Origin of the sequence: Phaeobacter italicus, assembly GCF_019801785.1 — a bacterium.
Taxonomy (GTDB): domain Bacteria; phylum Pseudomonadota; class Alphaproteobacteria; order Rhodobacterales; family Rhodobacteraceae; genus Phaeobacter; species Phaeobacter italicus.
Genome location: NZ_JAHVIJ010000004.1, coordinates 462,128 through 485,573 on the forward strand (window position 1 = coordinate 462,128; position 23,446 = coordinate 485,573).

At 61.8% G+C, this 23,446-nt stretch carries 17 protein-coding genes; 12 read left to right on the plus strand and 5 right to left on the minus strand.

What is annotated here, in order from left to right:
• Window positions 1–16 precede the first annotated feature (16 nt).
• A complete protein-coding gene (locus KUV39_RS12530) occupies window positions 17–5,476 on the minus strand; it encodes an alpha-2-macroglobulin family protein (RefSeq protein ID WP_222459904.1) in 5,460 nt (1,819 codons plus the stop codon).
• Window positions 5,477–5,633: 157 nt separating this feature from the next.
• Between KUV39_RS12530 and KUV39_RS12535 the strand changes: the two genes are divergently transcribed.
• Window positions 5,634–7,970 (plus strand): response regulator, encoded by a 2,337-nt coding sequence (locus tag KUV39_RS12535; RefSeq protein ID WP_222459905.1) that lies wholly within the window; start codon window positions 5,634–5,636, stop codon window positions 7,968–7,970.
• A gap of 100 nt (window positions 7,971–8,070) precedes the next feature.
• On the opposite strand, the gene yaaA is transcribed toward KUV39_RS12535, so the two are convergent.
• From yaaA to KUV39_RS12550, 3 genes are all read right to left on the minus strand, one after another.
• Window positions 8,071–8,835 (minus strand): peroxide stress protein YaaA, encoded by a 765-nt coding sequence (gene yaaA / locus KUV39_RS12540; protein WP_222459906.1) that lies wholly within the window; start codon window positions 8,833–8,835, stop codon window positions 8,071–8,073.
• Between the two features lie 30 nt (window positions 8,836–8,865).
• On the minus strand, window positions 8,866–10,950 hold the full coding sequence (gene recQ, locus KUV39_RS12545; RefSeq protein ID WP_222459907.1) for a DNA helicase RecQ: 2,085 nt from the start codon (window positions 10,948–10,950) through the stop codon (window positions 8,866–8,868).
• Window positions 10,951–11,120: 170 nt separating this feature from the next.
• Window positions 11,121–11,408 (minus strand): YggT family protein, encoded by a 288-nt coding sequence (locus tag KUV39_RS12550; RefSeq protein WP_037303032.1) that lies wholly within the window; start codon window positions 11,406–11,408, stop codon window positions 11,121–11,123.
• 137 nt (window positions 11,409–11,545) lie between these two features.
• Between KUV39_RS12550 and KUV39_RS12555 the strand changes: the two genes are divergently transcribed.
• From KUV39_RS12555 to KUV39_RS12605, 11 genes are all read left to right on the plus strand, one after another.
• Entirely contained in the window at window positions 11,546–12,100 is a 555-nt protein-coding gene (locus KUV39_RS12555; protein WP_222459908.1) for an acyl-CoA thioesterase, read from the plus strand.
• Between the two features lie 160 nt (window positions 12,101–12,260).
• Entirely contained in the window at window positions 12,261–13,625 is a 1,365-nt protein-coding gene (locus KUV39_RS12560) for an MFS transporter (protein ID WP_222459909.1), read from the plus strand.
• Complete coding sequence (mepA, locus tag KUV39_RS12565) at window positions 13,622–14,545, plus strand: penicillin-insensitive murein endopeptidase (RefSeq protein WP_046211656.1); 924 nt, start codon at window positions 13,622–13,624, stop codon at window positions 14,543–14,545. The genes KUV39_RS12560 and mepA overlap by 4 nt, the downstream gene beginning before the upstream one ends.
• The gene (locus KUV39_RS12570; RefSeq protein ID WP_222459910.1) at window positions 14,518–15,447 is read left to right on the plus strand and encodes an esterase-like activity of phytase family protein; all 930 of its coding nucleotides are present in this window, start codon (window positions 14,518–14,520) and stop codon (window positions 15,445–15,447) included. The genes mepA and KUV39_RS12570 overlap by 28 nt, the downstream gene beginning before the upstream one ends.
• 150 nt (window positions 15,448–15,597) lie before the next feature.
• The gene (locus KUV39_RS12575; RefSeq protein ID WP_222459911.1) at window positions 15,598–16,230 is read left to right on the plus strand and encodes a queuosine precursor transporter; all 633 of its coding nucleotides are present in this window, start codon (window positions 15,598–15,600) and stop codon (window positions 16,228–16,230) included.
• Between the two features lie 342 nt (window positions 16,231–16,572).
• On the plus strand, window positions 16,573–16,992 hold the full coding sequence (gene arfB / locus KUV39_RS12580; RefSeq protein WP_008562128.1) for an alternative ribosome rescue aminoacyl-tRNA hydrolase ArfB: 420 nt from the start codon (window positions 16,573–16,575) through the stop codon (window positions 16,990–16,992).
• Window positions 16,993–17,060: 68 nt separating this feature from the next.
• Window positions 17,061–17,822 (plus strand): SDR family oxidoreductase, encoded by a 762-nt coding sequence (locus KUV39_RS12585; protein WP_046211660.1) that lies wholly within the window; start codon window positions 17,061–17,063, stop codon window positions 17,820–17,822.
• Window positions 17,823–17,915: 93 nt separating this feature from the next.
• Entirely contained in the window at window positions 17,916–18,956 is a 1,041-nt protein-coding gene (locus tag KUV39_RS12590) for a P1 family peptidase (RefSeq protein ID WP_222459912.1), read from the plus strand.
• Window positions 18,957–19,145: 189 nt separating this feature from the next.
• On the plus strand, window positions 19,146–19,595 hold the full coding sequence (locus tag KUV39_RS12595) for a c-type cytochrome (protein ID WP_037302634.1): 450 nt from the start codon (window positions 19,146–19,148) through the stop codon (window positions 19,593–19,595).
• A 257-nt stretch (window positions 19,596–19,852) separates the two neighbouring features.
• Complete coding sequence (idi, locus tag KUV39_RS12600; protein ID WP_008560181.1) at window positions 19,853–20,401, plus strand: isopentenyl-diphosphate Delta-isomerase; 549 nt, start codon at window positions 19,853–19,855, stop codon at window positions 20,399–20,401.
• A 146-nt stretch (window positions 20,402–20,547) separates the two neighbouring features.
• Window positions 20,548–21,804, plus strand: coding sequence for a flavin-dependent oxidoreductase (locus KUV39_RS12605; RefSeq protein WP_222459913.1), 1,257 nt, complete (start codon window positions 20,548–20,550; stop codon window positions 21,802–21,804).
• A 116-nt stretch (window positions 21,805–21,920) separates the two neighbouring features.
• Here the strand turns inward: KUV39_RS12605 and glpK are convergent, their stop codons facing one another.
• Window positions 21,921–23,405 (minus strand): glycerol kinase GlpK, encoded by a 1,485-nt coding sequence (glpK, locus tag KUV39_RS12610; protein WP_050673986.1) that lies wholly within the window; start codon window positions 23,403–23,405, stop codon window positions 21,921–21,923.
• Window positions 23,406–23,446: the final 41 nt, after the last annotated feature.

Consider the following 23,446-nt stretch of genomic DNA (forward strand, 5'->3'; position numbering starts at 1 on the left):
ATGGCGCCGCGTCGGTTCACCGGATCAGCAACCGTCCGGTCGCGGTGCGGGCCCGGAACTCTGGCCTGTACATATCCTCGACCGAAGCCGCAGGATGGTGGAACATCCCCGGTGTGACGGCACGGGCGACATAGGCAAGCGTAATGATGCCTGCCTTATCGCCCCGATCTCCGCGGCGCAGATCCACCGCTGCAAGGAACCGATCTGATCGAAACTCTGTATGTTGCGCAGTCGACAGCTCCAGCCAATCCAATCCGCTCAGATCTCCTGATCGCAGCAGACTTGGGTTGTCGATCTCGACTCCGGCCGCAAGCGGATCATTGATCATCAATCGCGCACCCACCGGCTCGAATGGCACAATGCGCAACACGGTCACAAACCGATCTCCGACAGCGTGCTCTGCGTACTCAATCGGCACGCCATCCAGCGTGTAATAGCTGCGCTCGATGCTGTAGCCTGTTCCGCCTACCGGGGCGGGGACTTCTGGCACGCCAATCGTGGTGAGCGTGATGTCGATCTGCCTGCCACTGGCTGCACTCAACGACAGGGGCAACGCCGCATTTCCCCCGTCGCGGACCTCGACAAAGGGGCCGTCAACGGGCTGACCATTGACCAGAAGCCCGCTGTCTTCTGCGCGGTTCACCAGCGCCTGCGCCGCCATCAATGTCCACGCGCTTTCCTGGGTCGAGAGCGACCGTCCATCCGGTGCAAGGCTCTGGGCCAGGCGATCCGTCGACAGAACGTCCGATCGTGCCTCAGTCACCAGCGCCAGAACACCGGCCCGATCACGCAAGGCACTGCCATAATCGGCACGCCACAGGGTGACATCCGGTGTCTGTGTCCGCAGCATATCACCGGCCTGCCGGAACAACCTGTCCGCACGGCGCTGATCACCGTAAGCGGCAAGCGCTGTACCCAGCTGGGCAACGGCCAACGGGGTGGCAAAAGCCTCGGCCTTGACGTCGGCGTAATAGCGCAGATCGCCCATCGCCGCCTCGCCTTCGCGTGCCAGGACCAGCAACCCATAGGCCAGGGCCTCGCCTCCGCTGTCGAAATCAGCGGCATAATTCACCCGGTTGCGCAGGTTGTCCAATGCCTGCTGCATCCGTTTTTCAGGCACGGCGTGGCCCGTGCTTCGCGCCCGACTAAGAAAGTCGGTCACATAGGCATCAAGCCAGAAATCTCCGCTTTCGGCGCGCCACAACCCAAAACCACCATTGCTGGCCTGGCGGGTCAGCACCTCTTCGATGGCCTGATCGATTTGGGTCGCAACGCTGTCACCCTGCGCCACTCCGGCGGCCTGAGCCACAGAAGACAGATACAACAACGGCAGCGCGCGGGATGTAACCTGTTCAGTGCAGCCATATGGGTAACGGTCCAAAGAGTTCAGCACCCCCGGCACATCAAAGCGCGCCAGCGGACCACTCGACAACATGGCCCGTGCAGTGCCCGGACGCAGACCGGAAAACACATCGGAGGAGAAGTCGAAACTATCCCCGCCCGCCAGCACAAACCGCCTGGTCATCGCGACCTCGGGATCATTTGCCCGCACCGGCATGCGCAGGCGCTGAACCACCGTGGCCCCATCGGGGCCGGTCAGCGCCAGCTCGATCTCCGGATTACCAACCGCGCTTGCCGCAACGGGCAGGATCAGGCTCTGGCTGCCCTGTTCTGCAAGCACCACGCGGCTGGGCAAGTTGCCCAAGGCAAGCCCGTCACCCAGAACCCGTGCCGCAACAGACACCTCACCAGAGGGGCCGTCGGCATGAGTGAGGTCAATCAGGATACGGCTCTGATCGCCGGGTGCCAAAAAGCGCGGCGCAGAGGCGCTCACAACGATTGGGTCGCGAACCAGCATATCCTGTTCTACCTGCCCGACCGCGGACTGTGTCCACGCCACAGCCATCAGCCGGACCGTGCCATTGAAAGGCGGCAGGTCAATCGGCACATCAACCGTTCCGTCAGCCGCGACCTTGAGTGGCCCGGAGAACACAGCCATCAGATCTTGGGTCGGGGGCGGAGACTGCATCTGCATGCCTGATCCGGCATCCCCACCGGAACGCACCACTCCCAACGCCCCGTTTCCAGTTTCAATCAGCCGCCCATACAAATCGCGCAACTCCACCCCCAGACGCCTTTGGCCATAGAAATACCCCACAGGGTCAGGGCTACGGAAACCGGTCAGGTTCAGGATCCCAAGGTCGACAGCTGCAACAGTCAGCCAGACGTCTTCACCTGCCTGGGCACCCTCAACAGTGACACGGGTCAATTGCGTTGTCCGCGGGCGCGCAACGTCGGGGACGTTGATCGACACGGCCAGCTTTTGTCCCGGTCGCTCAACAACGGCATGAACCACGCCCAGCGCCCGCACCGGGGTCTGATCTGCCTTGCCCTGCAAAGGTTGCACCAAGGCAGCCGTGACATAGGCACCGCTGCCCCACTCCTCTGTCACGGTGAGCGGTATCAGTGTCTCACCCGCAGATACCTCAATCAGCTGACGGCTGATAAGCCGATCTGACACCACGGATATCATCGCCATTCCGCCGTTGCGGGCATTCAGGCGCAGGCGGGCGGCATCACCTGGCTGATAGCTTTCCCGATCCAGTGACACGTCCAGTCGATCAGGCGTATCCGCGCCATCAGCGGGCACATACCAACCCGCGTGGAACAAGGAAGAGGACGCCACATAGCTTTGGCCTTCGTGCTCGACCACCAGCTCGTATTCGCCCCACTCGACCGGTTGCGCCAACTCGACAGGATCACGGCCCAGCGTGATCTCACCCGTCGCAATCCGCGTCCGTCGGGTGGTTGGTTCCCAGTTCCAGTTCCCGTAAAGCTGATACCACTGATACCGGGTTTCAATCCGATTGAGTGTCCATGTCGCCTTCAGGGGCGCAGCCTCTTCCGGCCCGGGGATCGCAATCAGCTGAAAGCGCGCGTCCTGCCCGTCTGGCACCACATCTTCAAACAGCGGCTTGATCCCAATCAAGGGCTCTGATGCAGGCACCGGCAACTCCAGGCGCCGTTCAACCGGACGGGCGCTGCCATCCGACAGGCGTGTGATAACCTCAGCCAACAGGGGCTGGCCCAGTGTCTCAAGCTGCGGCAGGCTCAGTTCAATCTCTGCCAGCCCGGCCCCGTCTGTCGTCTGTCCACTGAAAAACCGGCTTTGTGGGGGCAGGCGGTCATCGTGACGGCCAAACCGGTAACCCGGCCACCCAGCCAGACCCTCCGCAGCGCGCAGCCGGACCTCTCCCTCGATTGAAAGATCGCTTCCAGGTGCACCAAACAGATACCGGGCGTTGATCGAAAGCTGAAGAACACCTCCGGGCCGCAGCTGCCCTGCGTCCGCAACCTCCTGGGTGAAATCGATCCGCTCCGGCAGGAAATCCTCAACCAGCACCTGCTGACTGGCAAGGGGCTTGCCGTCTGGATCAGCCAAAATTGACAACCGCCAGGTGCCACGCGGCGCAGTTGCCGCGACTGGCAGGGAAAAGACATGCCCCCCGATTTGCCCCCGCTCAGAGATCTGCCGCGAATATTCCACACCGTCCGGACGACGCAGCACAGCAATCAACGGCACCTCTGGCAGGGCCTGTGCACGTGGATCGCGTGCCAACGCCGTGGCGTGAATGACCTCTCCCGCCCGATAGGCGCCCCGATCTGTAAACAGGAACACATCGACCGGGCCGGGTGCGGCCCGCCCATCGACACCTCGGTCAGACAGATCAAAGGCGGCATCCCGTAGCGAAAGGAACGCGAAATCCGCAACGCCTCCTGCTGTATCAACCTCTGGTCCGACCTCGGCCATCACCACAGCTGGCGCCGCCGCGCCGGTCCCACGGATCAAACCGGGAGCAAACCGCGCATAGCCCTGCTCATCGGTCACTGTTCTGCCCAGGATCGCATTCGCGTTCGAGACAAGCTGCACAGACACGCCAGCCCGTGGTGTGGCGTCAGACAGGCTTTGCACCTGCACATGCAACCCATCACGTCCCATCATGCTGCTGAGCCCCAGATCCGTCAGCACAAACCACTGAGTCGCCGCGGGCGTGTCATAGGGGTCGGCCCCCGGCAATTGTGCACTCAGGGCGTAGATGCCAACCGGCTGCCCATCCAGCGCCTCTCCCAGTGGCAACCGCGTTGTGACTGCCTGATTAAGATCTTGGCCAACATCGGCCGTGCCGGTCCAGATTTCCTCTGCAATATCCGCCGTGAATTGCTCTTCCTGCCACTGCGACAGGGGGCGGGCGAAATAGTCCTCTTGCAGGGTCCGCAATAGATTGCGGTCACTCACCCTGCGCAGGCGCAGGTCAAGCTGGGTGGCATTGACCGTTTCAACCGGCAGCGCCACCTGATCGCCCTTCGGCAAGACATAGGACCGCCCGGAGAAACGCACTGCTGGACTGCGGTCGCGCACGTAGTGGGTCAGCGTGACGTCCTTGTTCAGCACCTCCCCCGTTGCCGCGGGCAGACCACGACGCAAAGTCAGTTGATAGCGCGTGCCATGTACCACGCCGTCAATGCAAAGCTGGCGACCATCGGCATCCGCGACCAGGCGGGGATCCGGCAGTTTCACATAGTCATCATAGTTCACGCCCAGTTTTCGCAGCTCTTCTGAGAAGGTCACGCAGATCCTTGGCGCTGCGCTGTCACTTTCAACCGAACTGTCCGTGACCCGAAAACCATAAGCCGCAATCGCCTTGTCCAGGCGCTCTGCCAGCCGCGGGCTGGGGGCCAGGTCGTTGGCAACACGCAACACCGACACTGCCGCGCGCCCCCTCTCCAGCTGTTCCAAGGCGCGGGCTGCCACCATCAGCGCCTGCGCCTGTGCGCCATTGCCCTGAGCGCGGAAATAACTGTTCAAAGCCGCCGAAAGCGCGGCCTCTCTGGTGCGGCGCAAAGCAGTCCCTTTGCCCTCTTGGCGCATAAGACTGCGGGCATAGGCCTCCCACAGATCACCCCGGTCACTGATGGCTACCGCCTCTGCAATCCAGCGCAGGGCAACCGCAGGCGAGGCCTCTGCCGCTGCTGCCGCCAGATCCTCTACTGTTGCGCCCCCGGCCGGGAACCGCAGCCCCAGCCCAGCCGCCTGCTGACGCGCCGCCGTGAAATCAGCAGGATCCAGACCGGTCAGCTGCGCTGCGCGCTGTTCGGCCTGCCGCTGTTCGGCCTTGCCCGCCCGGATCAGCTGCGCCGAAAACGCCCCTTCGAAGGGCGCAGATTCGGTCATCGAGGATTTGGGAAAACAAGCATCCGAGCGACTGTTGAAAACAAACCCGACACAGGCCTGCTGTCCACTGCAGGCGCGGGCACAGCTGGCCATATCCGTATCAAATAAAGGCCCCAGATCAGCGCCGAAATGATCGGTGTCGCGCTGCAGAACAAACCGCCCCTCGGGCAAGGGTGAGTCGGCCAAAACCGCGGACGACGCAGAAACAAAGCTGAAGAAAAGAAGAAGATAAGTCAAAAACATGCGCACTGGAAAACCCTCCGAAACTGTTCAGAGGCTGGCACGCGGTTAACGCCATAGCAAGACCTCCCGCCGTAACACCAACGCTAATCTCAATTTAATATCTCAGCCTCATTTTGAATCGGGCTGATGCGCTGGTTGCAATGTGGAGTTTGCAGGGATGAGCCTTGCCGACAGATTGAAAGAAGAAAGACGTGCCCGCCTCGCGGCGGAGCGCCTGCTTGAGCTGAAGCAGGCCGAACTTTCTGCAGCCAACCGCAAGCTGGGCCGCCATGCTCTTGCTTTGACTAGAGAAATTGGCGCAACGAAAGCCGAAGTCGAAAAAACCAAGGACGAAAATGCCAAGGTCAAACTTGACCTGTCCACCGCCAATGAAAAGGTGGAGCGCGCCGAACAGCGACTGTGGGATTCGATTCAGGCGATTCAGGATGGATTCGCCTTTTTTGATTCTGACGGCAAACTGATCAGCGCAAACGCCGCCTATCTTGAGCTGTTTGACGGCCTTGAAGAGGTGGAGCCGGGTGTTTCCTATGTCCGGCTGCTGCAAATTCTTACCGACGAAGGTCTCATCAACACAGGCGAGCGCGACCCGGATGACTGGCGCGCGGAGATGACCGAACGTTGGCTGCATCCCACCCCCGAACCGGTTGTGGTGCGCATGTGGGATGATCGCTATCTGCGTCTCGTCGATCAACGGGGCAACTCCGGCGATATGGTCAGTATGGCCCTCGATATCACTGCCTCTGTCCAATATGAGGAAGAGCTGGAAGCCGCCCGCGAACGCGCAGAGGCGGCCAACCGCGCCAAATCGGCCTTCCTTGCCAACATGAGCCATGAAATCCGCACTCCCATGAACGGGGTGGTGGGGATGGCAGAATTGCTGAGCGACACAAACCTCAGCGAGGAACAGCGCCTTTACGCCAATACGATCAAAAACTCTGGCGAGGCACTGTTGGTCATCATCAACGACGTGCTCGATTATTCCAAAATCGAGGCCCAGAAACTCATCCTGCATCCGGAACCATTTGATCTGGAACGCAGCGTGCATGAGGTTTTGATGTTGTTGCAGCCAACTGCGCGCGAAAAGGGGCTGAACCTCATTCTGGACTACGACCTGTTCCTCCCCACCAGCTTTGTCGGGGATCCGGGTCGCATCCGCCAGGTTCTGACAAACCTTGTCGGAAACGCCGTCAAATTCACAACCGAAGGCCATGTCAATCTGCAGATCACCGGGATCTCAAGTCCGGAGGATGAATTCTGCTCCATCCACGTCGCCATCGAAGACACCGGTATCGGCATCCCCGCGGAAAAGGTTCAGCACATTTTCGGGGAATTCAATCAGGTCGATGACGAACAAAACCGCCAGTTCGAGGGCACTGGCCTTGGTCTTGCAATCACCAAGCGCCTGATCGAACTGATGGGAGGCGAAATCTGGGTCGATAGCGAAGTCGGCAAGGGATCTTGCTTTGGCTTCCGTATCAAACTGCCCCTCGCCGCCGAGAGCACGGCCGCCATCCCGACAATGCCGGCTTCGCTGCGCAAGGTGATGGTTGTCGATGCGCCCTCCGTGATGCGCGACATCCTGAACAAGCAACTGGCCCTTCTGGGGCTTGAGGTTGTGCTGATGGACAATGGCGCCTCTGCGCTGGCCTATCTTGACCCCAGTATCGACCTGATCGTCTGCGACGAACTTCTGGCAGATGAAGAAGCGGTGGACTTCTGCCGCAAGGTCCGCGCTGGCCCCTATGCCTCTGTCCCGATCCTCATGATCAGTGGCGATCCAACAGCGCCCAGCAACCCAGAGGTTCTGGCCGCTGCAGACAGCATTCTGCTCAAACCTCTGCAGCGGGAAGAACTGTACATCCGCCTGTCCGCCCTGCACGGCGACGCGGCGGCGATTGCCAGCCTGCCACCCGCACCCGCTCCGGAGCCAACGGCCAACGTGCGCCCGCAACAGCAGGAGCAGCCAAAGCTGCAGGCGATTTCAGATCAGGCCGCTTCCCCGCAACAGCCTGCGACACAGCCAGCCAACACCGATCCGGTGCCGCTCACTCCGGTTGGGGCGACCGGCGCCCGGCGCATGCGGATCCTCGCCGCCGAAGACAACCGCACCAACCAGCTTGTCTTCCGCAAGATGGTCAAGGAGCTGAACATAGAGCTGCAGTTTGCCAACAATGGCGTAGAGGCCGTTGAAGGCTATCAATCCTTCCAGCCTGACCTGATTTTCATGGATATCTCGATGCCCGTCATGGACGGCAAGGAGGCCACCCAGAAAATCCGCGAATTGGAATACGGATCAGGCAGTTATACGCCAGTGGTCGCCTTGACGGCCCACGCCATGACCGGGGACGCCGAAGGCATATTGGCCGCGGGGCTCGATCACTATCTTACCAAACCCCTGCGCAAGGCTCTGATCCACGAGCGTATCCATGCCTACCTCCCGGCAGAAGCGGCGCCGCTTGCAGACGCTGCAGATACCCAGTCAGGCGCAGCCTGAATGCCAACGCAGCCCCCTCGCCCCTGATCACACGAAAAAAGCCAGGCAATAGCCCGGCCTGTTTGCGTTTCATCTGCCCAGGAAACGGCTGATCCTGTTCTCACCCGGCCCGCAGAAACACGGGCTGATCCGGCTTTGACAGGTCGGGCATGTGCCGATAGCCGCCAGCATCAAATTCCAAAAGGGACGCCGCCTCTGTCAGACGGTTCTGAATGATATAGCGGGCCATCGCACCACGGGCGCGTTTGGCATAGAAACTGACCACCTTTGGTGTGCCGTTCTTGTCTTCCATAAAGACCGGAGTAATCACCCGAGGTTTCAACGCCCTCAAATCAACAGCGCCGAAATATTCTTGGCTGGCGCAGTTCACCAGCAGGTCACTGCCCATCGCTTCGGCCTGCGCATTCAGCGCCTCCGAAATCCGGCTGCCCCAGAACTCATACAGGTTCTTGCCCTTCTCGGTCTTCAGGCGCGAGCCCATCTCCAGGCGATAGGCCTGCATTGCATCCAGCGGGCGCAGCAGACCGTAAAGACCGGACAGGATACGAAAATGATCCTGTGCCCAGGTCATTTCATCCGCATCAAGCGAGCCAGCTTCCAGCCCCTGATAGGTATCCCCGGCAAAGGCCAGCGCCGCCGGGCGGATATCATCCGGGCCCGGATCCGCGGCAAAGCTCTGAAACCGCTCGTGGTTCAGCTTCGCCAGATCCTCGCTGATGTGCATCAGCTTCATCAAATCGCCAACCGACAGATCCCGCGCATGGCCCACCAGCTCTTGCGCAGCATCGTGCATTGCGGGCCAGGTCATATCGACCTCCCGCGCGCTCCAATCCAGCTTTTTCGCCGGAGAAGTCACTACCAGCATGTTCTGCCCCCGTTTGGTTCTGGGTGATACTTAGGTCGCGCCGCGCAAGACGTCCAGAAACGCCCCGGCAAAACGTTCCGCGCGGCGCTCTCCTAACAGCCTTGTGATGGCCGCTTCATCCTGCGGGCGCATCTGCGCGAGCTTGGCCAGCTGAGCCGCAGAGCAGCTGAGCGGCTTTTGCGTGCCGCAGTCGCCCCGCCCCAGCTGGGCCTGAACCTCCAGCAATTGGTCATAAACCGATCCGGCATCCCGCCCGGCCAGCTTGCGCCGCATCGGATGCAGCTGCGCTGCCTCACCGGTGATGACGGACAGGAACGCATCGCCATACCGTTCCAGTTTCTTCGCGCCGACACCGCCAATGCGCGCCAGCTGGTCGAGCGTGTCAGGGCGGGTTTCGGCCATCTCGATCAGGGTTCGGTCGTTGAAGATCACATAGGCCGGTACCTTCTGCGCCTCTGCCAGGGCACGACGTTTGGCTTTCAGCGCCGACAGCAGCGGCGCATCCTCGTCCGAAACCAGCGCCTTTACCGCCGGGCTGCGTTTGGCCGACGTGATCGTATCGCGCCGCAGCGCAACCTCCTGCTCGCCTTTCAGAACCGGCAGCGCCGCTTCGGTCATACGCAGCGCACCATGGCGTTCGGGATCCGGACGCACCAGATCATGTCCCATCATCTGACGAAAAACCGCCTGCCACTGGCGTTTGCCGTATTCCTTGCCACAGGCAAAAACCGACAGCTCGTCGTGGCGTTTTTCCTTTACCCGGTCGGTTTCATTGCCGACGAGGATGTCGATCAGATGGCCCGACCCATAGGTTTCATTTGTGCGCAATATTGCCGACAGAGCCTTGCGCACGGCGGTGGTGCCATCGAACACGTCAACGGGCTGATCGCACAGATCGCAGTTGCCGCAAGGCTCGGCCTCTTCACCGAAATAGGCAAGCAGGCTCTGGCGGCGACATTTCAACGCCTCAGCCAGTCCCAAAAGCGCATTGAGCCGGGCATGATCCGCACCCCGACGTTCCGGTGGCGCAAGCCCTTCATCAATCTGGCTGCGGCGCAGGCGGATGTCTTCGGGGCCAAACAGCGTCAGCGTCTCGGCAGGTGCGCCATCCCGCCCCGCCCGGCCGATTTCCTGATAATAGGCTTCAATCGACTTCGGCAGATCTGCATGGGCAACCCAACGAATATCCGGCTTGTCGATCCCCATGCCAAAGGCCACCGTGGCCACGACGATCAAACCATCTTCGCGGGCAAAACGGGTCTCTACCACGCGACGGTCCTCGGCCTCCATGCCACCATGATAGTGGCAGGCCACATGACCTGCGTCCCGCAACCCCGCCGCAAGCGCCTCTGTCTTGGCTCGGGTCCCGCAATAGACGATGCCAGACTGTCCTTTTCGGGCCGCCGCAAATTCCAGGATCTGGCGGCGCGGGCTATCCTTGATGCCAAACGCCAGATGAATATTGGGGCGGTCAAACCCCCGAAGAAAGCTGCGCGGCGCATCGCCATCGAACAGCTTTTCAACGATTTCCTCGCGGGTTTCCTGGTCCGCTGTTGCGGTAAACGCGGCCAAAGGAACATCCAGCGCGCGACGCAGCTCTCCGATCCGCAGGTAATCGGGACGGAAATCATGGCCCCACTGGCTGACGCAATGGGCCTCGTCCACAGCAATCAGGTTAACGCCGATCCGGCGCAGCATGCCCATCGCAGCCCCAGAGGCCAATCGTTCCGGTGCCATGTAAAGCAGCTTTAGCCGCCCGTCTTCAATCGCCTGCCAGACCGCCTCTGTTTCTTCGTCGGTATTGCCAGAGGTGAGCGCGCCCGCCGCCACCCCAACCTCCTGCAGGGCACGGACCTGATCGCGCATCAGGGCAATCAGCGGCGAAATCACCACCGTAATCCCATCACGCATCAGCGCGGGCAGCTGATAGCACAGCGACTTGCCCCCACCGGTCGGCATGATCGCCAGCACGTTTTCCCCGGCGGTGACGGCATCGACGATCTCTCCCTGTCCGGGCCGGAATGCATCAAACCCGAAAATTTCGCGCAACAACGGCGTTGCGCCATGGGCTGTCGCACCGACGGGTGCGGTCATTTCCGGCTGGAGTGCGGACATGGGGGCTTGGGGCCTCGTTTTGCTGGTCTGCTCGTCTTGGCAGGCACAATCCCACAGGAGGAATCGGGCGGCAAGAGCCACGCGGCAACACTTCGCACCCTGAAAACGCAAAACCGCCGAGGATCTCTCCCCGGCGGCTGGCAATCACGTCACTGGCGACACGCTGGCCGTCAGTAGAACATCGCAATGTTGTTGGTCAGGATGATACGCAGCGCATAAACCGCGATCAGCACCACCAGCGGCGCCAGATCAAGCCCCTGCATATTTGGCAGAATGCGACGGACCGGGCCGTATAGCGGCTCTAACAGGCGGTTCAGGCCATACCAGATCTGCGCCACAAACTGCTGATTGAGGTTCAGAACCTGGAAGTTGATCAGCCAGCTCATGATCACATGAGCGATGATGAAGAACCAGACGATGTCCAGGATCAGCATCAGAATTTGAAACAGCGACAGCATCTCATCTTTCCCTTTTTGGAGCTTGTCCACAGGTAAGCCCGCCCGCGCAAAATCGCAAGGCTGCCGCGAGGTTGCGGTTGACGCGCTGTAAACACAAGGCAACACCCTGCGACCATTGCCGCAGGAGTTTCGGATTCATGTTTCCCATTTTTCGCCTGATCAAAGACGTTCTGGTTGCCCGTCGGATGCCGCCTCTGGACCTCACAGAGACGCATGTCTCGCGCCATATCTGTTGGCCCTGGGATCTTGATATCTGGCTGGAACTGAACAATGGCCGCGCCATGACGCTCTATGATCTGGGGCGCACCATGCTGGCGCAGCGGGTCGGGTTGATCACAACCCTGCGCAAACGCCGCTGGGGGCTGACTGTTGCAGGCACCACCGTGCGGTTCCGCCGCCGGATCCGCGGTTTTGAACGGTTCGAGATGCGCACCCGTACGGTCGCCTGGGATGATCGTTTCATCTATCTGGAACAATCCATGTGGAAATCGAATGGCGACTGCGCCAGCCACGTCATGCTGCGCACCGCCGTGACCGACTCGCGCGGGATCGTTGCCCCAACAGAGGTGCTCGCCGCCCTTGGCCGCACCGACCAATCCAGCCCGGAAATGCCCGACTGGATCAGGGGCTGGTGCGCAGCCGACGCAGGGCGCCCCTGGCCCCCGATGCAGGACCAGACCGCCAAGCCCTGATGCTCGGCAGGGCGCTGCCGTTCCTGCAGCTCGCGCTTGCCTAACCCTGCTCTGCCCTGTCATACCGATAGGTAAAGGTCACAAATGACCACATCCCCCGCCCGGCTGCGGTCTTGGGGTGGTGAGTATCGGTAGCAGGCAGGGTAAGGGCAGGCAGAGCATGACGCAGATTTCCATGCGCAAACGCATCTGGGGATGGTGGGCTTTTGACTGGGCAAGCCAGCCCTATCACACGCTGCTGATCACGTTCATATTCGGCCCCTTCTTTGCCGCTGTCGCAACAGATGCATTCATGGCGCAAGGGCTGGCAGAAGAGGCCGCAAAGGCTCAGGCGCAATCCACCTGGTCCCTGTGCCTGACCATCGCTGGGCTGACCATCGGGATCTGTGCACCGTTTCTGGGCGCCTTTGCCGATATCTCCGGACGGCGGCGACCTTGGGTTGTGTTGTTTTCCTTGATGTATGTCATCGGAGCTGCCGGGCTCTGGTTTACGGATCCTGCAGGCTCCAACCTCTATCTGATGCTGTTTGTCTTTGGGATTGGGTTCCTGGGGGCAGAGTTTGCGCTGATTTTCGTGAACGCGCAGCTGCCCTCCCTTGGCCTGCGCGAAGATGTCGGCACCCTGTCAGGGTTCGGCTTTGCCATCGGCTACCTCGGTGGTGTTGTTGCCTTGGTGATCATGCTCGCCCTTTTTGTCGAAAGCGCCAACGGCCGAACACTCATCGGGCTGACCCCCGCCTTCGGGCTTGACCCTGCCCCGCGCGAAGACACCCGTATCGTTGGCCCAATCACGGCTCTGTGGTTCGCCGTCTTCATCATCCCCTATTTCCTCTGGGTCCGCGACGGTTCTGCGACCGGCAATCGCGCCACGATGCAAGAGGCTGTGGGCTCTGTTTTGCGGTCCGTGAAAAGCCTGCGCAACCGCCTCAGCCTGGCGAGCTATCTGGGTTCCTCCATGCTTTATCGGGATGCGTTGAACGGGCTCTACACCTTCGGGGGGATCTACGCACGGCTGGTGCTGGACTGGCAGATCACCTTGATCGGGATTTTTGGCATTGTCTCAGCCATTTCCGCCGCGTTTTTCTGCTGGGTCGGCGGGTTCGCAGATCGCAGGTACGGCCCCAAGCCCGTTATCCGCACCTCAATCCTCGTGCTGACCGTCGTCTGCCTGATCGTGGTCAGCATGTCACGGGAACAGATCCTTGGCATTCCCCTTGCCGAAGGATCCAAGCTACCGGATATCGTCTTCTTTGCATGTGGCGTCCTGATCGGCGGGTTTGGCGGTATCCTTCAGGCTGCAAGCCGCAGTCTCATGGTGCGTCACACGACGCCCGAAACCGCGACCGAGGCCTTCGGCCTTTATGGTCTTTCGGGTCGCGCCACGGCCTTTCTGGCACCGGCCCTGATCGGCATTGCCACCACCATGACCGGCAGCCCCCGCCTGGGCATCACGCCGATCATCTTGCTCTTCCTTGCGGGGCTGTTCGTGCTGCGCTGGGTCAACGCGGAAGGAGACCAGAGTTGAAGTTCAGTCGATACATCACCCTCACCGCCCTCCTGTTGGCCGCCTGCGGGCCCGCCGCAGACAGCCGCTCACCCACTGTAAACCCGGTGGTCAGTCGCTCTGCCGACTCGGGCGTACCCGCCAAACAGCTTTTCGGGGCCAAGCGCAGCGGCTCCGCCCAGAATCCCGCACCACACGGCTCTTACGCCAAAGGCTGCGTTGCCGGGGCGGAACAACTGCCCCAAACCGGCCCCACCTGGCAGGCCATGCGCCTGTCGCGCAATCGCAACTGGGGACATCCTGAAACCATCGACTTCATCAAGGATCTGAGCCGCGTCGCCGCCAGCCAGAACGGCTGGAACGGGCTGTATGTCGGTGACATCAGCCAGCCGCGTGGGGGGCCCATGCTGTCGGGCCATCGCAGCCATCAGATGGGTCTGGACGCGGATATCTGGATGCTGCCTGCCGATCGTCTCGATCTCTCTGTGGCCGAACGCGAGAAGATCTCCTCCATCTCCCTGCGCCGCGCCAAGGGCGCCTATACCAACTCCAACTGGACCTCTCAGCATCACGCCATCCTGCGCGCCGCCGCCAAGGATGACCGTGTCGCGCGGATCTTTGTGTTTCCGGGCGCCAAGGTGCAGATGTGCAACGATGAAAAGGGCAACCGGGACTGGCTGCGAAAAATCCGCCCCTGGTTTGGCCATCACTACCACTTTCATGTGCGCCTGAAATGCCCGCCCGGTGCGCAGGGCTGCGTCAATCAGGATCCACCGCCTCGCGGTGATGGCTGCGATGATGCCCGCGAATGGGTCAGCAACATCCTGAACCCACCACCGCCCAAACCCCGCGACCCCAACGCCCCCAAGCCCACGCCACGGCGCGAACACACTCTATCGGATCTGCCACAACAATGCGCCGCCGTACTGCAATCAAACTAGGTCTTGGCCTGGCTGCCGCGACGGGCCTGTCCCTCTTTGGGGCGCAGGTCTATCGCCCGGTGGCCTCGGCCGCGCAGCCAGGTGCTGCGCAGCTGGTCGCAAGCTACCGCTGGACACACCCGGCCAAGTGGTTTGGCGGTTTTTCCGCTCTGGCGCTGTCAAAGGATGGCCGTCAGATGACAGTGATCAGCGACCGCGCCACCATCGTCACCGCAAATATTGCGCGGTCGGATGACGCGCTGGAACCCATCACCGGCATCACCCCGGTAGAAACCCACAAGCTGCGCGCCTCAAACGGAAAACTGCTGCGGGGACGCATTGTCGATTCCGAAGGGCTCGCCATTGGCAAGGACGGCACGCTGTTCATCTCGTTTGAGGGGGTTTCCCGTGTCGTTCGCCACACCCGCGGCGACAGCCGTGCCGAAGTGCTTCCCCGCCCCAAGGCATTTCGCCGCCTGCCACTGAACAAGGCACTGGAGGCCCTCGCAATCGACGACAAGGGCCGCCTCTATACCCTTCCTGAACGGGCCCTGACCAAGGCCGGCACGATCCCGGTCTGGCGTTGGAATGGCCGCCGCTGGGAGCGCCCCTTTGACCTGCCAAGCCGCGGGGCATTCCTGCCGGTCGGGGCTGACTTTGGCCCCGATGGCAGGCTCTACCTGCTGGAGCGGGACTTTGGTTTCATTGGCTTTCGCAGTCGCCTACGCCGCTTTGATGTGGATGACACCGGTATCAGCGGCGAGGTGACGCTTCTGCAAACCGGTCTGGGCCTTCATGACAACCTCGAAGGAATCTCTGTCTGGCGCGACAGCAGCGGCGCATTGCGGGCCACTATGGTGTCCGACGACAATTTCCAGTCGCTCCAGCGAACGGAGCTGGTCGAATACCGCCTGCCAGAGTGAGCAGCCGCTTCTGTGCCACTGCACGCACCTGACCTGGCGCCCCCGTCAGGACAAACCCCTTGCCACAATGCCCCCATCTCCGCTAAACGGCCTGATCTTTCGCAGCGCGAAACAAGTCTCCGCGACCTTGTCTAAAAAACGGACTACAAAATGACACGTTCCTATCTTCCTGGCGTTTTCGCCATGGCCGCCGTCGTCGTGGCCTCCAACATTCTGGTGCAGTTCCTGTTCGGTCAATGGCTGACCTGGGGCGCCTTTACCTACCCGATCGCTTTTCTCGTCACCGATATCACCAACCGCGTCTACGGCACCGGCCCCGCGCGCAAAGTGGTCTTTGCAGGCTTTATCGTCGGCGTCATCTGTTCGCTGATCGGCACCCAGATCGTGGGTGAATTCGGCCCGTTGGTCACCCTGCGTATCGCAATCGGCTCCGGCCTTGCCTTCCTGACCGCCCAGCTCCTCGATGTGTCGATCTTTGCCGCGCTGCGCAATGGCGCCTGGTGGCGTGCGCCTCTGGCCTCAACCCTGATCGGTGCATCTGTGGACACTGCGCTGTTCTTCTCCATCGCCTTCTCCGCCACGCTGACCTGGATCGAGCCGGGCAATGATGTGTCCTGGGCCGGTGAAATGCTGCCAATTCTGGGCTCTGGTCCGGTCGCCCCGCTGTGGGTATCGCTGGCCGTTGCTGACTGGGGCGTCAAGATCGGCCTCGCTCTTCTGGCGCTGGTCCCGTTCCGCCTGATCGTTGGCCGCCTGCTGCGCAAGGAAGCAACAGCCGGCTGACCTGGAATGGCGCTCTGGCGATTTTTGTTTTGACAAAACGCCAGAGCGTGCCACCCTCTGTCTCAACCGAAACAGTGAGAAAAGGAGGTGATCCAGTGTCTAAGAAGGTATTGGAGCAATGCGCAGCAACAACCGGAGCGGCCCGCCTCTGAGGCAGCCCTCTCTGGCAGCAGCCATCCGGCTGGGCAAGATGCCCTAACCTGCCTTTGCTCTTACAACTTCATGAAAGGGCCGCCCGATCTTCGGCGCGGCCCTTTTTTCATGGACGCCTGCCATGTCCCAGAACACTGTCCTGCGCCGCAGCCACTTGGAGCCCGGCCAGCGAGAAGGTAAGATCGCCCCATGTTGCGGATCACCGATGAAATCTCCCTTCAGGACTGGGAAATGACCGAAAGCTTCGTACGGGCCTCGGGGCCCGGCGGGCAGAATGTGAACAAGGTCGCCACTGCGGTCGAACTCCGCTTCGAGGCCGCCCGCTCCCCCGCGCTCACCGCTGCGGTCAAGTCCCGGCTCAAACGGCTGGCAGGCCGGCGCTGGACCAAGGAGGGCGCGATCATCCTGCAATGCGACGAAACCCGCTCGCAGCAGCGCAACCGCGATCTCGTGCGCGAACGGCTGGCCGAACTGGTGCGCAAGGCCCTCGTCGCCCCCAAACGCCGGATCGCCACCAAACCCACCCGCGGATCTGTGCGCCGCCGTCTGGATGCAAAACGCCAACGCAGCGACATCAAGGCGACGCGGGGTAAAATCGACCTCGACTAACCCGGCGATTGCACTGCCCCGCGTTCCCGGCCAAGCTGCCGCAAAGTCAACTCGGGGAGGACAACACCATGCGGCTGAACGGGAAACGTGCCATCGTGACAGGCGGCGCATCTGGATTCGGGGCGGGAATCGTCGACAAATTCCTGCAAGAAGGCGCGCAGGTGATGATTGCCGATATTAACGCCGATGCCGCCCAATCAGCGGCTGAAACAGCCTGCGCCACATACGGCGCCGATCGCGCCATTGCCCAGGCAGTTGATGTCTCCGCCAGGGCCTCGGTTGACGCGATGGCCGAAACCGCGCTCCGGGTCTTCGGCCAGGTGGATATCCTCGTCAACAACGCAGGTGTCAGCCACCTGCCAACCCCACTGGAAGAGGTCAGCGAAGACGACTTTGACCGCGTCTTTGCCGTCAACATGAAGTCGGTCTACCTCACGGCCCGGGCCCTGGTGCCGCATATGAAATCCCGTCAATCCGGGGCAATCCTCAATGTCGCCTCGACTGCGGGGGTGTCACCGCGTCCCAATCTCAACTGGTACAACGCATCCAAGGGCTGGATGATCACCGCGACCCGCACCATGGCGGTAGAGCTTGCCCCCTCTGGCGTCCGCGTCAATGCGATCAACCCGGTTGCGGGCGAAACCCCCTTGCTGAAAACCTTCATGGGAGAGGACACACCCGAAATCCGCGCCAAATTCCTCTCCACCATTCCTATCGGCCGGTTTTCCACCCCCGAAGACATGGGCAATGCCGCCTGCTACCTGTGCTCGGACGAGGCCAGCATGGTCACAGGCGTCGCGTTGGAAGTCGACGGCGGCCGCTGCATCTGACCCCGCAGCCAGACGCAGCCCCGTCCGTCATCTTTCCCCAAATACTCCCGCCGGAGGCATCCCACCCTTCGGCACATCACAAAGGATGAAGGCATGAAACCCGGTCCCCTGAACCTGATCACCGATGTCCCCGGCCTGAAGGTTGGCAATGCCCAGGACCGGACGCTGAAATCCGGCACCACGGTACTGACCGCCAATCAGCCCTTCACCGCCGGGGTGCACGTCATGGGCGGCGCGCCGGGGACACGGGAAACCGATCTGCTGGCGCCCGACAAATCCGTCGCGCAGGTCGATGCGCTGGTGCTCTCTGGCGGGTCCGCCTTTGGCCTTGATGCCTGCTCCGGCGTGGTCGCGGGTCTGCGCGATGACGGGCGCGGCTTTGCCGTTGGTCCTGCGCGCGTGCCGATTGTGCCGGGGGCCATACTTTTTGATCTGCTGAACGGCGGTGACAAATCTTGGCAGCACAACCCCTATGCCGCTCTTGGGCGCGCCGCCTATGACGCGGCTGCGGTCGAATTTGATCTGGGCAGCGTGGGCGCGGGCGCCGGCGCGCTGGCTTCGCGCGTCAAAGGCGGGCTTGGGTCTGCATCTTTTGTGCTGCCGGGCGGGGTGACTGTCGGCGCACTGGTGGCCGCCAATCCCCTTGGCTCCGTTACAACACCGGGCGATCGCCATTTCTGGGCCGCGCCCTTCGAGATTGGCAATGAATTCGGCGGGGTTGGTGCCGATCCACGCGGCGGGTTTGCAAGCCCGGACCCCAGCCTCAAGGTCGCGTCCATGCTGGAACTGGCCGCCGCGGCAGAGCTCCCGAGCGAAGGCAGCAACACCACAATCGCCATCGTCGCAACGGATGCCCCGCTCAGCAAATCACAATGCCAACGCCTCGCCATCGCCGCCCATGACGGGATCGCACGGGCCATCGTGCCTGCTCATTCGCCGGGGGACGGGGATCTGGTGTTTGCGCTCAGCACCGGTGATGCCAGCACAGCCACCCCCGGCGGAGAGCTTGAGGCAGATCTGGGCGACATCTGCCACGCCGCCGCGCTGTGCCTCAGTCGGGCCATTGCACGGGCCGCCGCCGAGGCGCGCGCCGAACCGGGGGATCTGCTCCCTGCCTGGAACGATCTCCGCTAAACCCGCGTTTCATGGTCACAATCCCGCCAACGCGCCTCTGCCTGGGCTTCCGTGGCTTGACCTATGTCCTTTGCGGGCCAATTGGTGGGACCAACCGGTACCACGCGGGAATGCGTCAACACGTCCGTTTGACTCTTCCCGCCGCCGGGCGCGTATTGACCAAGCCAACTCAATTTTGGAGCAAGCGAAATGAAACTTATGACTGCTGTTGCGGCTCTCGGCCTGCTGGCCGCCCCTGCCTTCGCCGAAGGTGACCCGGACAAGGGCGAAAAAGGCTTCAACAAATGCAAATCCTGCCACATGGTCGTCTCTGATGCAGGCGATGTGATCATCAAGGGTGGCAAGACTGGCCCGAACCTGTGGGGTGTCGTTGGTCGCACCGCTGGCTCGGTTGAGGGCTTCAACTACGGTGATGACATCGTTGCCGCGGGCGAACAGGGCCTGGCTTGGGACGCTGAAAGCTTTGCCGCCTACACCGCAGACCCCAAGGGGTTCCTGCGTGAATACCTGGACGATTCCAAAGCGAAATCCAAAATGTCCTTCCGCCTGAAAAAAGGTGCCGAAGACATCTATGCCTTCCTCGCGCAGCACGGCCCGGCTGAGGCAGAGACCGCCAGCGAAGACGCAGCCACCAACTGATCCCGGCTGTCATCCATCTGCAAAAGCCGCGCGCCCCTGGCCGCGGCTTTTCGCACAATTGCCATATCGCAAATGCTGGTTTATCAGCCAGTCAGGATCGGCGCAGAGCCACTGCGCACCTGCCTTTCACGCTCAACCTGCTCACTTTCGTCACACCTGCATCGGGACATGATGGGACACGATTTTCTGCTGATGACCTGCCTTTTTGCACGCTCCCTGCCGCACGGCCCAACGTCTCACCTGCGAGAGGGCCACTGATGTCGCATATGATCCCGGCCTGGGTTGATGGCACGCTCACCCCGGTGGAAAAACTGGCCGCCCATCAAAAAGGGCTAAAGCACAAGGCCGTCTCTGTCTTTGTGGTCAAAGGTGGTGAAATCCTGATGCAGCGCCGCGCGCTTGGCAAATACCATACGCCAGGCCTGTGGGCGAACACCTGCTGCACCCATCCGCAATGGGATGAACCCTCCTCTGCGTGTGCCGTGCGTCGCATGAAAGAAGAGCTGGGCATCACCGGACTATATCCCGAATTCCGCCACCACCTCGAATACCGGGCGGATGTCGGCAACGGGCTCATCGAACACGAGGTTGTCGATGTCTTTCTCGCCCATGCCCACCGGCCCGTCAAACTGGCCCCAAACCCCGAAGAGGTCATGGAAACCCGCTGGGTGGATTATCACGACCTTCTCGCCGAAGTGCAGCGCCATCCGGATCGCTTTACGCCCTGGCTCAAGATCTATCTCAACAGCTACTCAGACGTGATCTTTGGCCCCGACCTCAGCCTTGGCAGCGCCGAGGACAGCTGAACTCAGGCTCTAACAAGGGCGAAATGGCGCAACCTCTCCCGCCTTTGCCCTGTTGCCATCTGAACCCGGCTCCTGCCATGTTGCGCCACAAGCAACACAGGCAGGCTGCTGCCGCCAACTGCGCGGCCAACCGGGGGATGGACAAGATGACCGTATTGATTTCAGGCGCAGGAATTGCCGGGCTGACCCTTGGCCTCACCCTGCACGACCTGGGTGTGCCTTTTCATATCTACGAAGCCACCCAAACGCTGAAACCCATGGGCGTGGGCATCAACCTTCAACCCAACGCAGTGCGCGAGCTGATCGATCTCGGGCTGGAGGACGCCCTCTCTGCCATCGGAGTTCGCACCGCCCAGCTCGGGTTTTATTCCAAACTCGGCAAGACCATCTGGGAAGAACCCCGCGGGCAGGCCGCCGGCTACAACTGGCCGCAGTACTCCGTCCACCGCGGGGAACTTCAGATGATGCTCTACCACGCGCTGGTAGAGCGGGCAGGCCACGATGTCATCACCACGGGCGCGCGTGCGACGGGGTATGACCGCACCAGCGCGGGCGTTCGTCTTCACATCGAGGGCGGTCGCAGCGCAGAGGGCACCATGCTGATTGCAGCCGACGGCATCCACTCTGCCATCCGTGCCCAGATGTACCCCAACGAGGGCGCACCGATTTGGAATGGCCGCATCCTGTGGCGCGCGACAACCCGTGCCCTTTCCTTTCATGGCGGCGCCGCGATGGCGATGATCGGCCACGATCACCTGCGTATTGTTGCCTACCCGATCAGCCAGCCGGACGATGCAGGAATCGCCACGATCAACTGGATCGCAGAAAAGCAATTCGACCCCGCCGCGGCCTGGAACCGTGAAAGCTGGAACCGCGCGGCAGATATCGCCGATTTTCTCCCGGATTTTGCCGATTGGCAATTCGACTGGATCGACATCCCGGCTCTGATCCGGGGGGCCGAGATCGTGTATGAATACCCGATGGTTGATCGCGATCCTCTGCCCACCTGGCAGGACGGTCCGGTCACCCTGATGGGGGATGCCGCGCACCCCACCTACCCCGTTGGCTCCAATGGGGCGAGCCAGGCGATTGTCGATGCCCGGATCATTGGCGCACAGATGCTTGCGCTGGGTGTCACACAGCACGCGCTCGCCGCCTATGAAACAGCCGTGCGCCCGGTGACCACCGCAGTGGCCACCGCCAATCGCGCAGGCGGCGGGCCGGATGGCGTGCTGCAACAGGTCGAAGACCTCTGCGGTGGTGATTTCACCGACATCAACACCGTGATCCCGCACGAAGACCTGGCCGCCCATGCCGCCAAATACAAATCCATCGCGGGCTTCTCCATCGAAGAGCTGAATGCCCGCCCGGCAACACTGCCGTCCGGTGCAAGGATCGGCTGACACCGGCCAGGTGCGACGAAAAACGCCGCGCAATGCGCGGCGTCACGCCCAACTGTGGGGGCCTTTCCCTGAAAGGGCGCAAACAGGCGGGAGATCCTGCCGCCTGCAGCAAAGTGTTACACGCCGATGACCGCCTCAACCGCGCGTTTCCAGCGCGCATAGGCCGCATCCCGCACGTCAGCCTCCATCTGCGGTGTGAACTGACGGTCCAGCGCCCAGGTCTCGGCAAAGCCCGCCTGATCCGGATAGACCCCAGCACGCATCCCAGCCAGCCACGCCGCCCCAAGCGCCGTGGTTTCCTGCATCACCGGACGGTCCACAGCGGCCCCCAGAAGGTCAGAGAGGCTCTGCATCGTCCAATCGCTTGCGCTCATCCCGCCATCGACGCGCAGCGTGACCTGGGTATCACCATCCCAATCCGCCCGCATCGCTTCCCACAGATCGCAGGTCTGATAGGCCACCGATTGCAGCGCTGCGCGGGCAAATTCCGCGGGGCCCGAACCACGGGTAAGACCAAACATGCCGCCGCGACAGTCCGGCTTCCAATATGGCGCACCCAGCCCGGTGAAGGCTGGGACAAGGATCACGTCCTGACCGGGATCAGCCTGCATCGCCAGATCGCCAGTCTCTGATGCATTGGCAATGATCCCCAGACCGTCACGCAGCCACTGCACAGCGGCCCCCGCAATAAAGATGGAGCCCTCCAGCGCGTAGGTCGGTGCACCATCCAGCTGATAGGCGATAGTGGTCAGCATCCGGTTCTGCGACACAACAGGCGTGTCGCCGGTGTTCAGCAACGCAAAACAGCCGGTGCCATAGGTTGATTTCATCATCCCCGGCTGGAAACAGGCCTGCCCGATGGTGGCTGCCTGCTGATCGCCAGCCACCCCCAGAATGGCGATCTCTCCGCCCAGAAACTCTTCCTTGGTGGTGCCGAAATCGGCGGCACAGTCCCTGACCTCCGGCAACATATCGCGCGGCACGCCGAGGAAGCCACAGATCTCGCTGCTCCAGCGTCCCTTGCGGATGTCATACATCAGCGTGCGGGCCGCATTTGTCGCGTCGGTCACATGCGACGCACCGCCAGTAAGGCGCCAGATCAGAAAGCTGTCGACAGTGCCAAACAGCAGATCACCGGCCTCGGCCCGCGCCCGCGCATCCGGCACGGTGTCCAAAATCCACTTCAGTTTGGTGCCGGAGAAATAAGGATCCAGCAGCAGGCCGGTCTTCTGCCGCACACTGTCCTCATGGCCCGCGCTGCGCAGCTCTTCGCAGATTGCGCTGGTGCGGCGATCCTGCCAGACGATTGCGTTGTGGATGGGCGCGCCGGTGTGGCGATCCCAGACCACTGTGGTCTCGCGCTGGTTGGTGATGCCGATACCTGCGATATCGCCAGCCTTGACGCCCTGCTCTGCCATCACCTTGCGGCAGACATCCAACGTCGTGCGCCACAGGTCTTCTGGATCGTGTTCCACCCACCCGGCCTGCGGGAAATGTTGGGTGAATTCCTGCTGGGCAGAGCCCACTGCCTGCATCTTTTCGTCAAACAGGATGGCGCGGGTCGAGGTCGTGCCCTGATCGATCGCCAGAATAAATGTCATCTCTGCCCCTCCCTGGGTCGTGTCGGAGCAGAGATTAGACG

What these genes read in the sequence shown, in the direction of transcription:
- KUV39_RS12535 (WP_222459905.1), top strand. Translation starts at nt 5,634, where the DNA reads ATGAGCCTTGCCGACAGATTGAAAGAAGAAAGACGTGCCCGCCTCGCG.
- KUV39_RS12570 (WP_222459910.1), top strand. Translation starts at nt 14,518, where the DNA reads ATGCGCCGCCGTACTGCAATCAAACTAGGTCTTGGCCTGGCTGCCGCG.
- KUV39_RS12595 (WP_037302634.1), top strand. Translation starts at nt 19,146, where the DNA reads ATGAAACTTATGACTGCTGTTGCGGCTCTCGGCCTGCTGGCCGCCCCT.
- KUV39_RS12550 (WP_037303032.1), bottom strand. Translation starts at nt 11,408, where the DNA reads ATGCTGTCGCTGTTTCAAATTCTGATGCTGATCCTGGACATCGTCTGG.
- KUV39_RS12590 (WP_222459912.1), top strand. Translation starts at nt 17,916, where the DNA reads ATGAAACCCGGTCCCCTGAACCTGATCACCGATGTCCCCGGCCTGAAG.
- arfB (WP_008562128.1), top strand. Translation starts at nt 16,573, where the DNA reads ATGTTGCGGATCACCGATGAAATCTCCCTTCAGGACTGGGAAATGACC.
- yaaA (WP_222459906.1), bottom strand. Translation starts at nt 8,835, where the DNA reads ATGCTGGTAGTGACTTCTCCGGCGAAAAAGCTGGATTGGAGCGCGCGG.
- KUV39_RS12605 (WP_222459913.1), top strand. Translation starts at nt 20,548, where the DNA reads ATGACCGTATTGATTTCAGGCGCAGGAATTGCCGGGCTGACCCTTGGC.
- glpK (WP_050673986.1), bottom strand. Translation starts at nt 23,405, where the DNA reads ATGACATTTATTCTGGCGATCGATCAGGGCACGACCTCGACCCGCGCC.
- KUV39_RS12575 (WP_222459911.1), top strand. Translation starts at nt 15,598, where the DNA reads ATGACACGTTCCTATCTTCCTGGCGTTTTCGCCATGGCCGCCGTCGTC.
- KUV39_RS12530 (WP_222459904.1), bottom strand. Translation starts at nt 5,476, where the DNA reads ATGTTTTTGACTTATCTTCTTCTTTTCTTCAGCTTTGTTTCTGCGTCG.
- idi (WP_008560181.1), top strand. Translation starts at nt 19,853, where the DNA reads ATGTCGCATATGATCCCGGCCTGGGTTGATGGCACGCTCACCCCGGTG.
- KUV39_RS12555 (WP_222459908.1), top strand. Translation starts at nt 11,546, where the DNA reads ATGTTTCCCATTTTTCGCCTGATCAAAGACGTTCTGGTTGCCCGTCGG.
- KUV39_RS12585 (WP_046211660.1), top strand. Translation starts at nt 17,061, where the DNA reads ATGCGGCTGAACGGGAAACGTGCCATCGTGACAGGCGGCGCATCTGGA.
- recQ (WP_222459907.1), bottom strand. Translation starts at nt 10,950, where the DNA reads ATGTCCGCACTCCAGCCGGAAATGACCGCACCCGTCGGTGCGACAGCC.
- KUV39_RS12560 (WP_222459909.1), top strand. Translation starts at nt 12,261, where the DNA reads ATGACGCAGATTTCCATGCGCAAACGCATCTGGGGATGGTGGGCTTTT.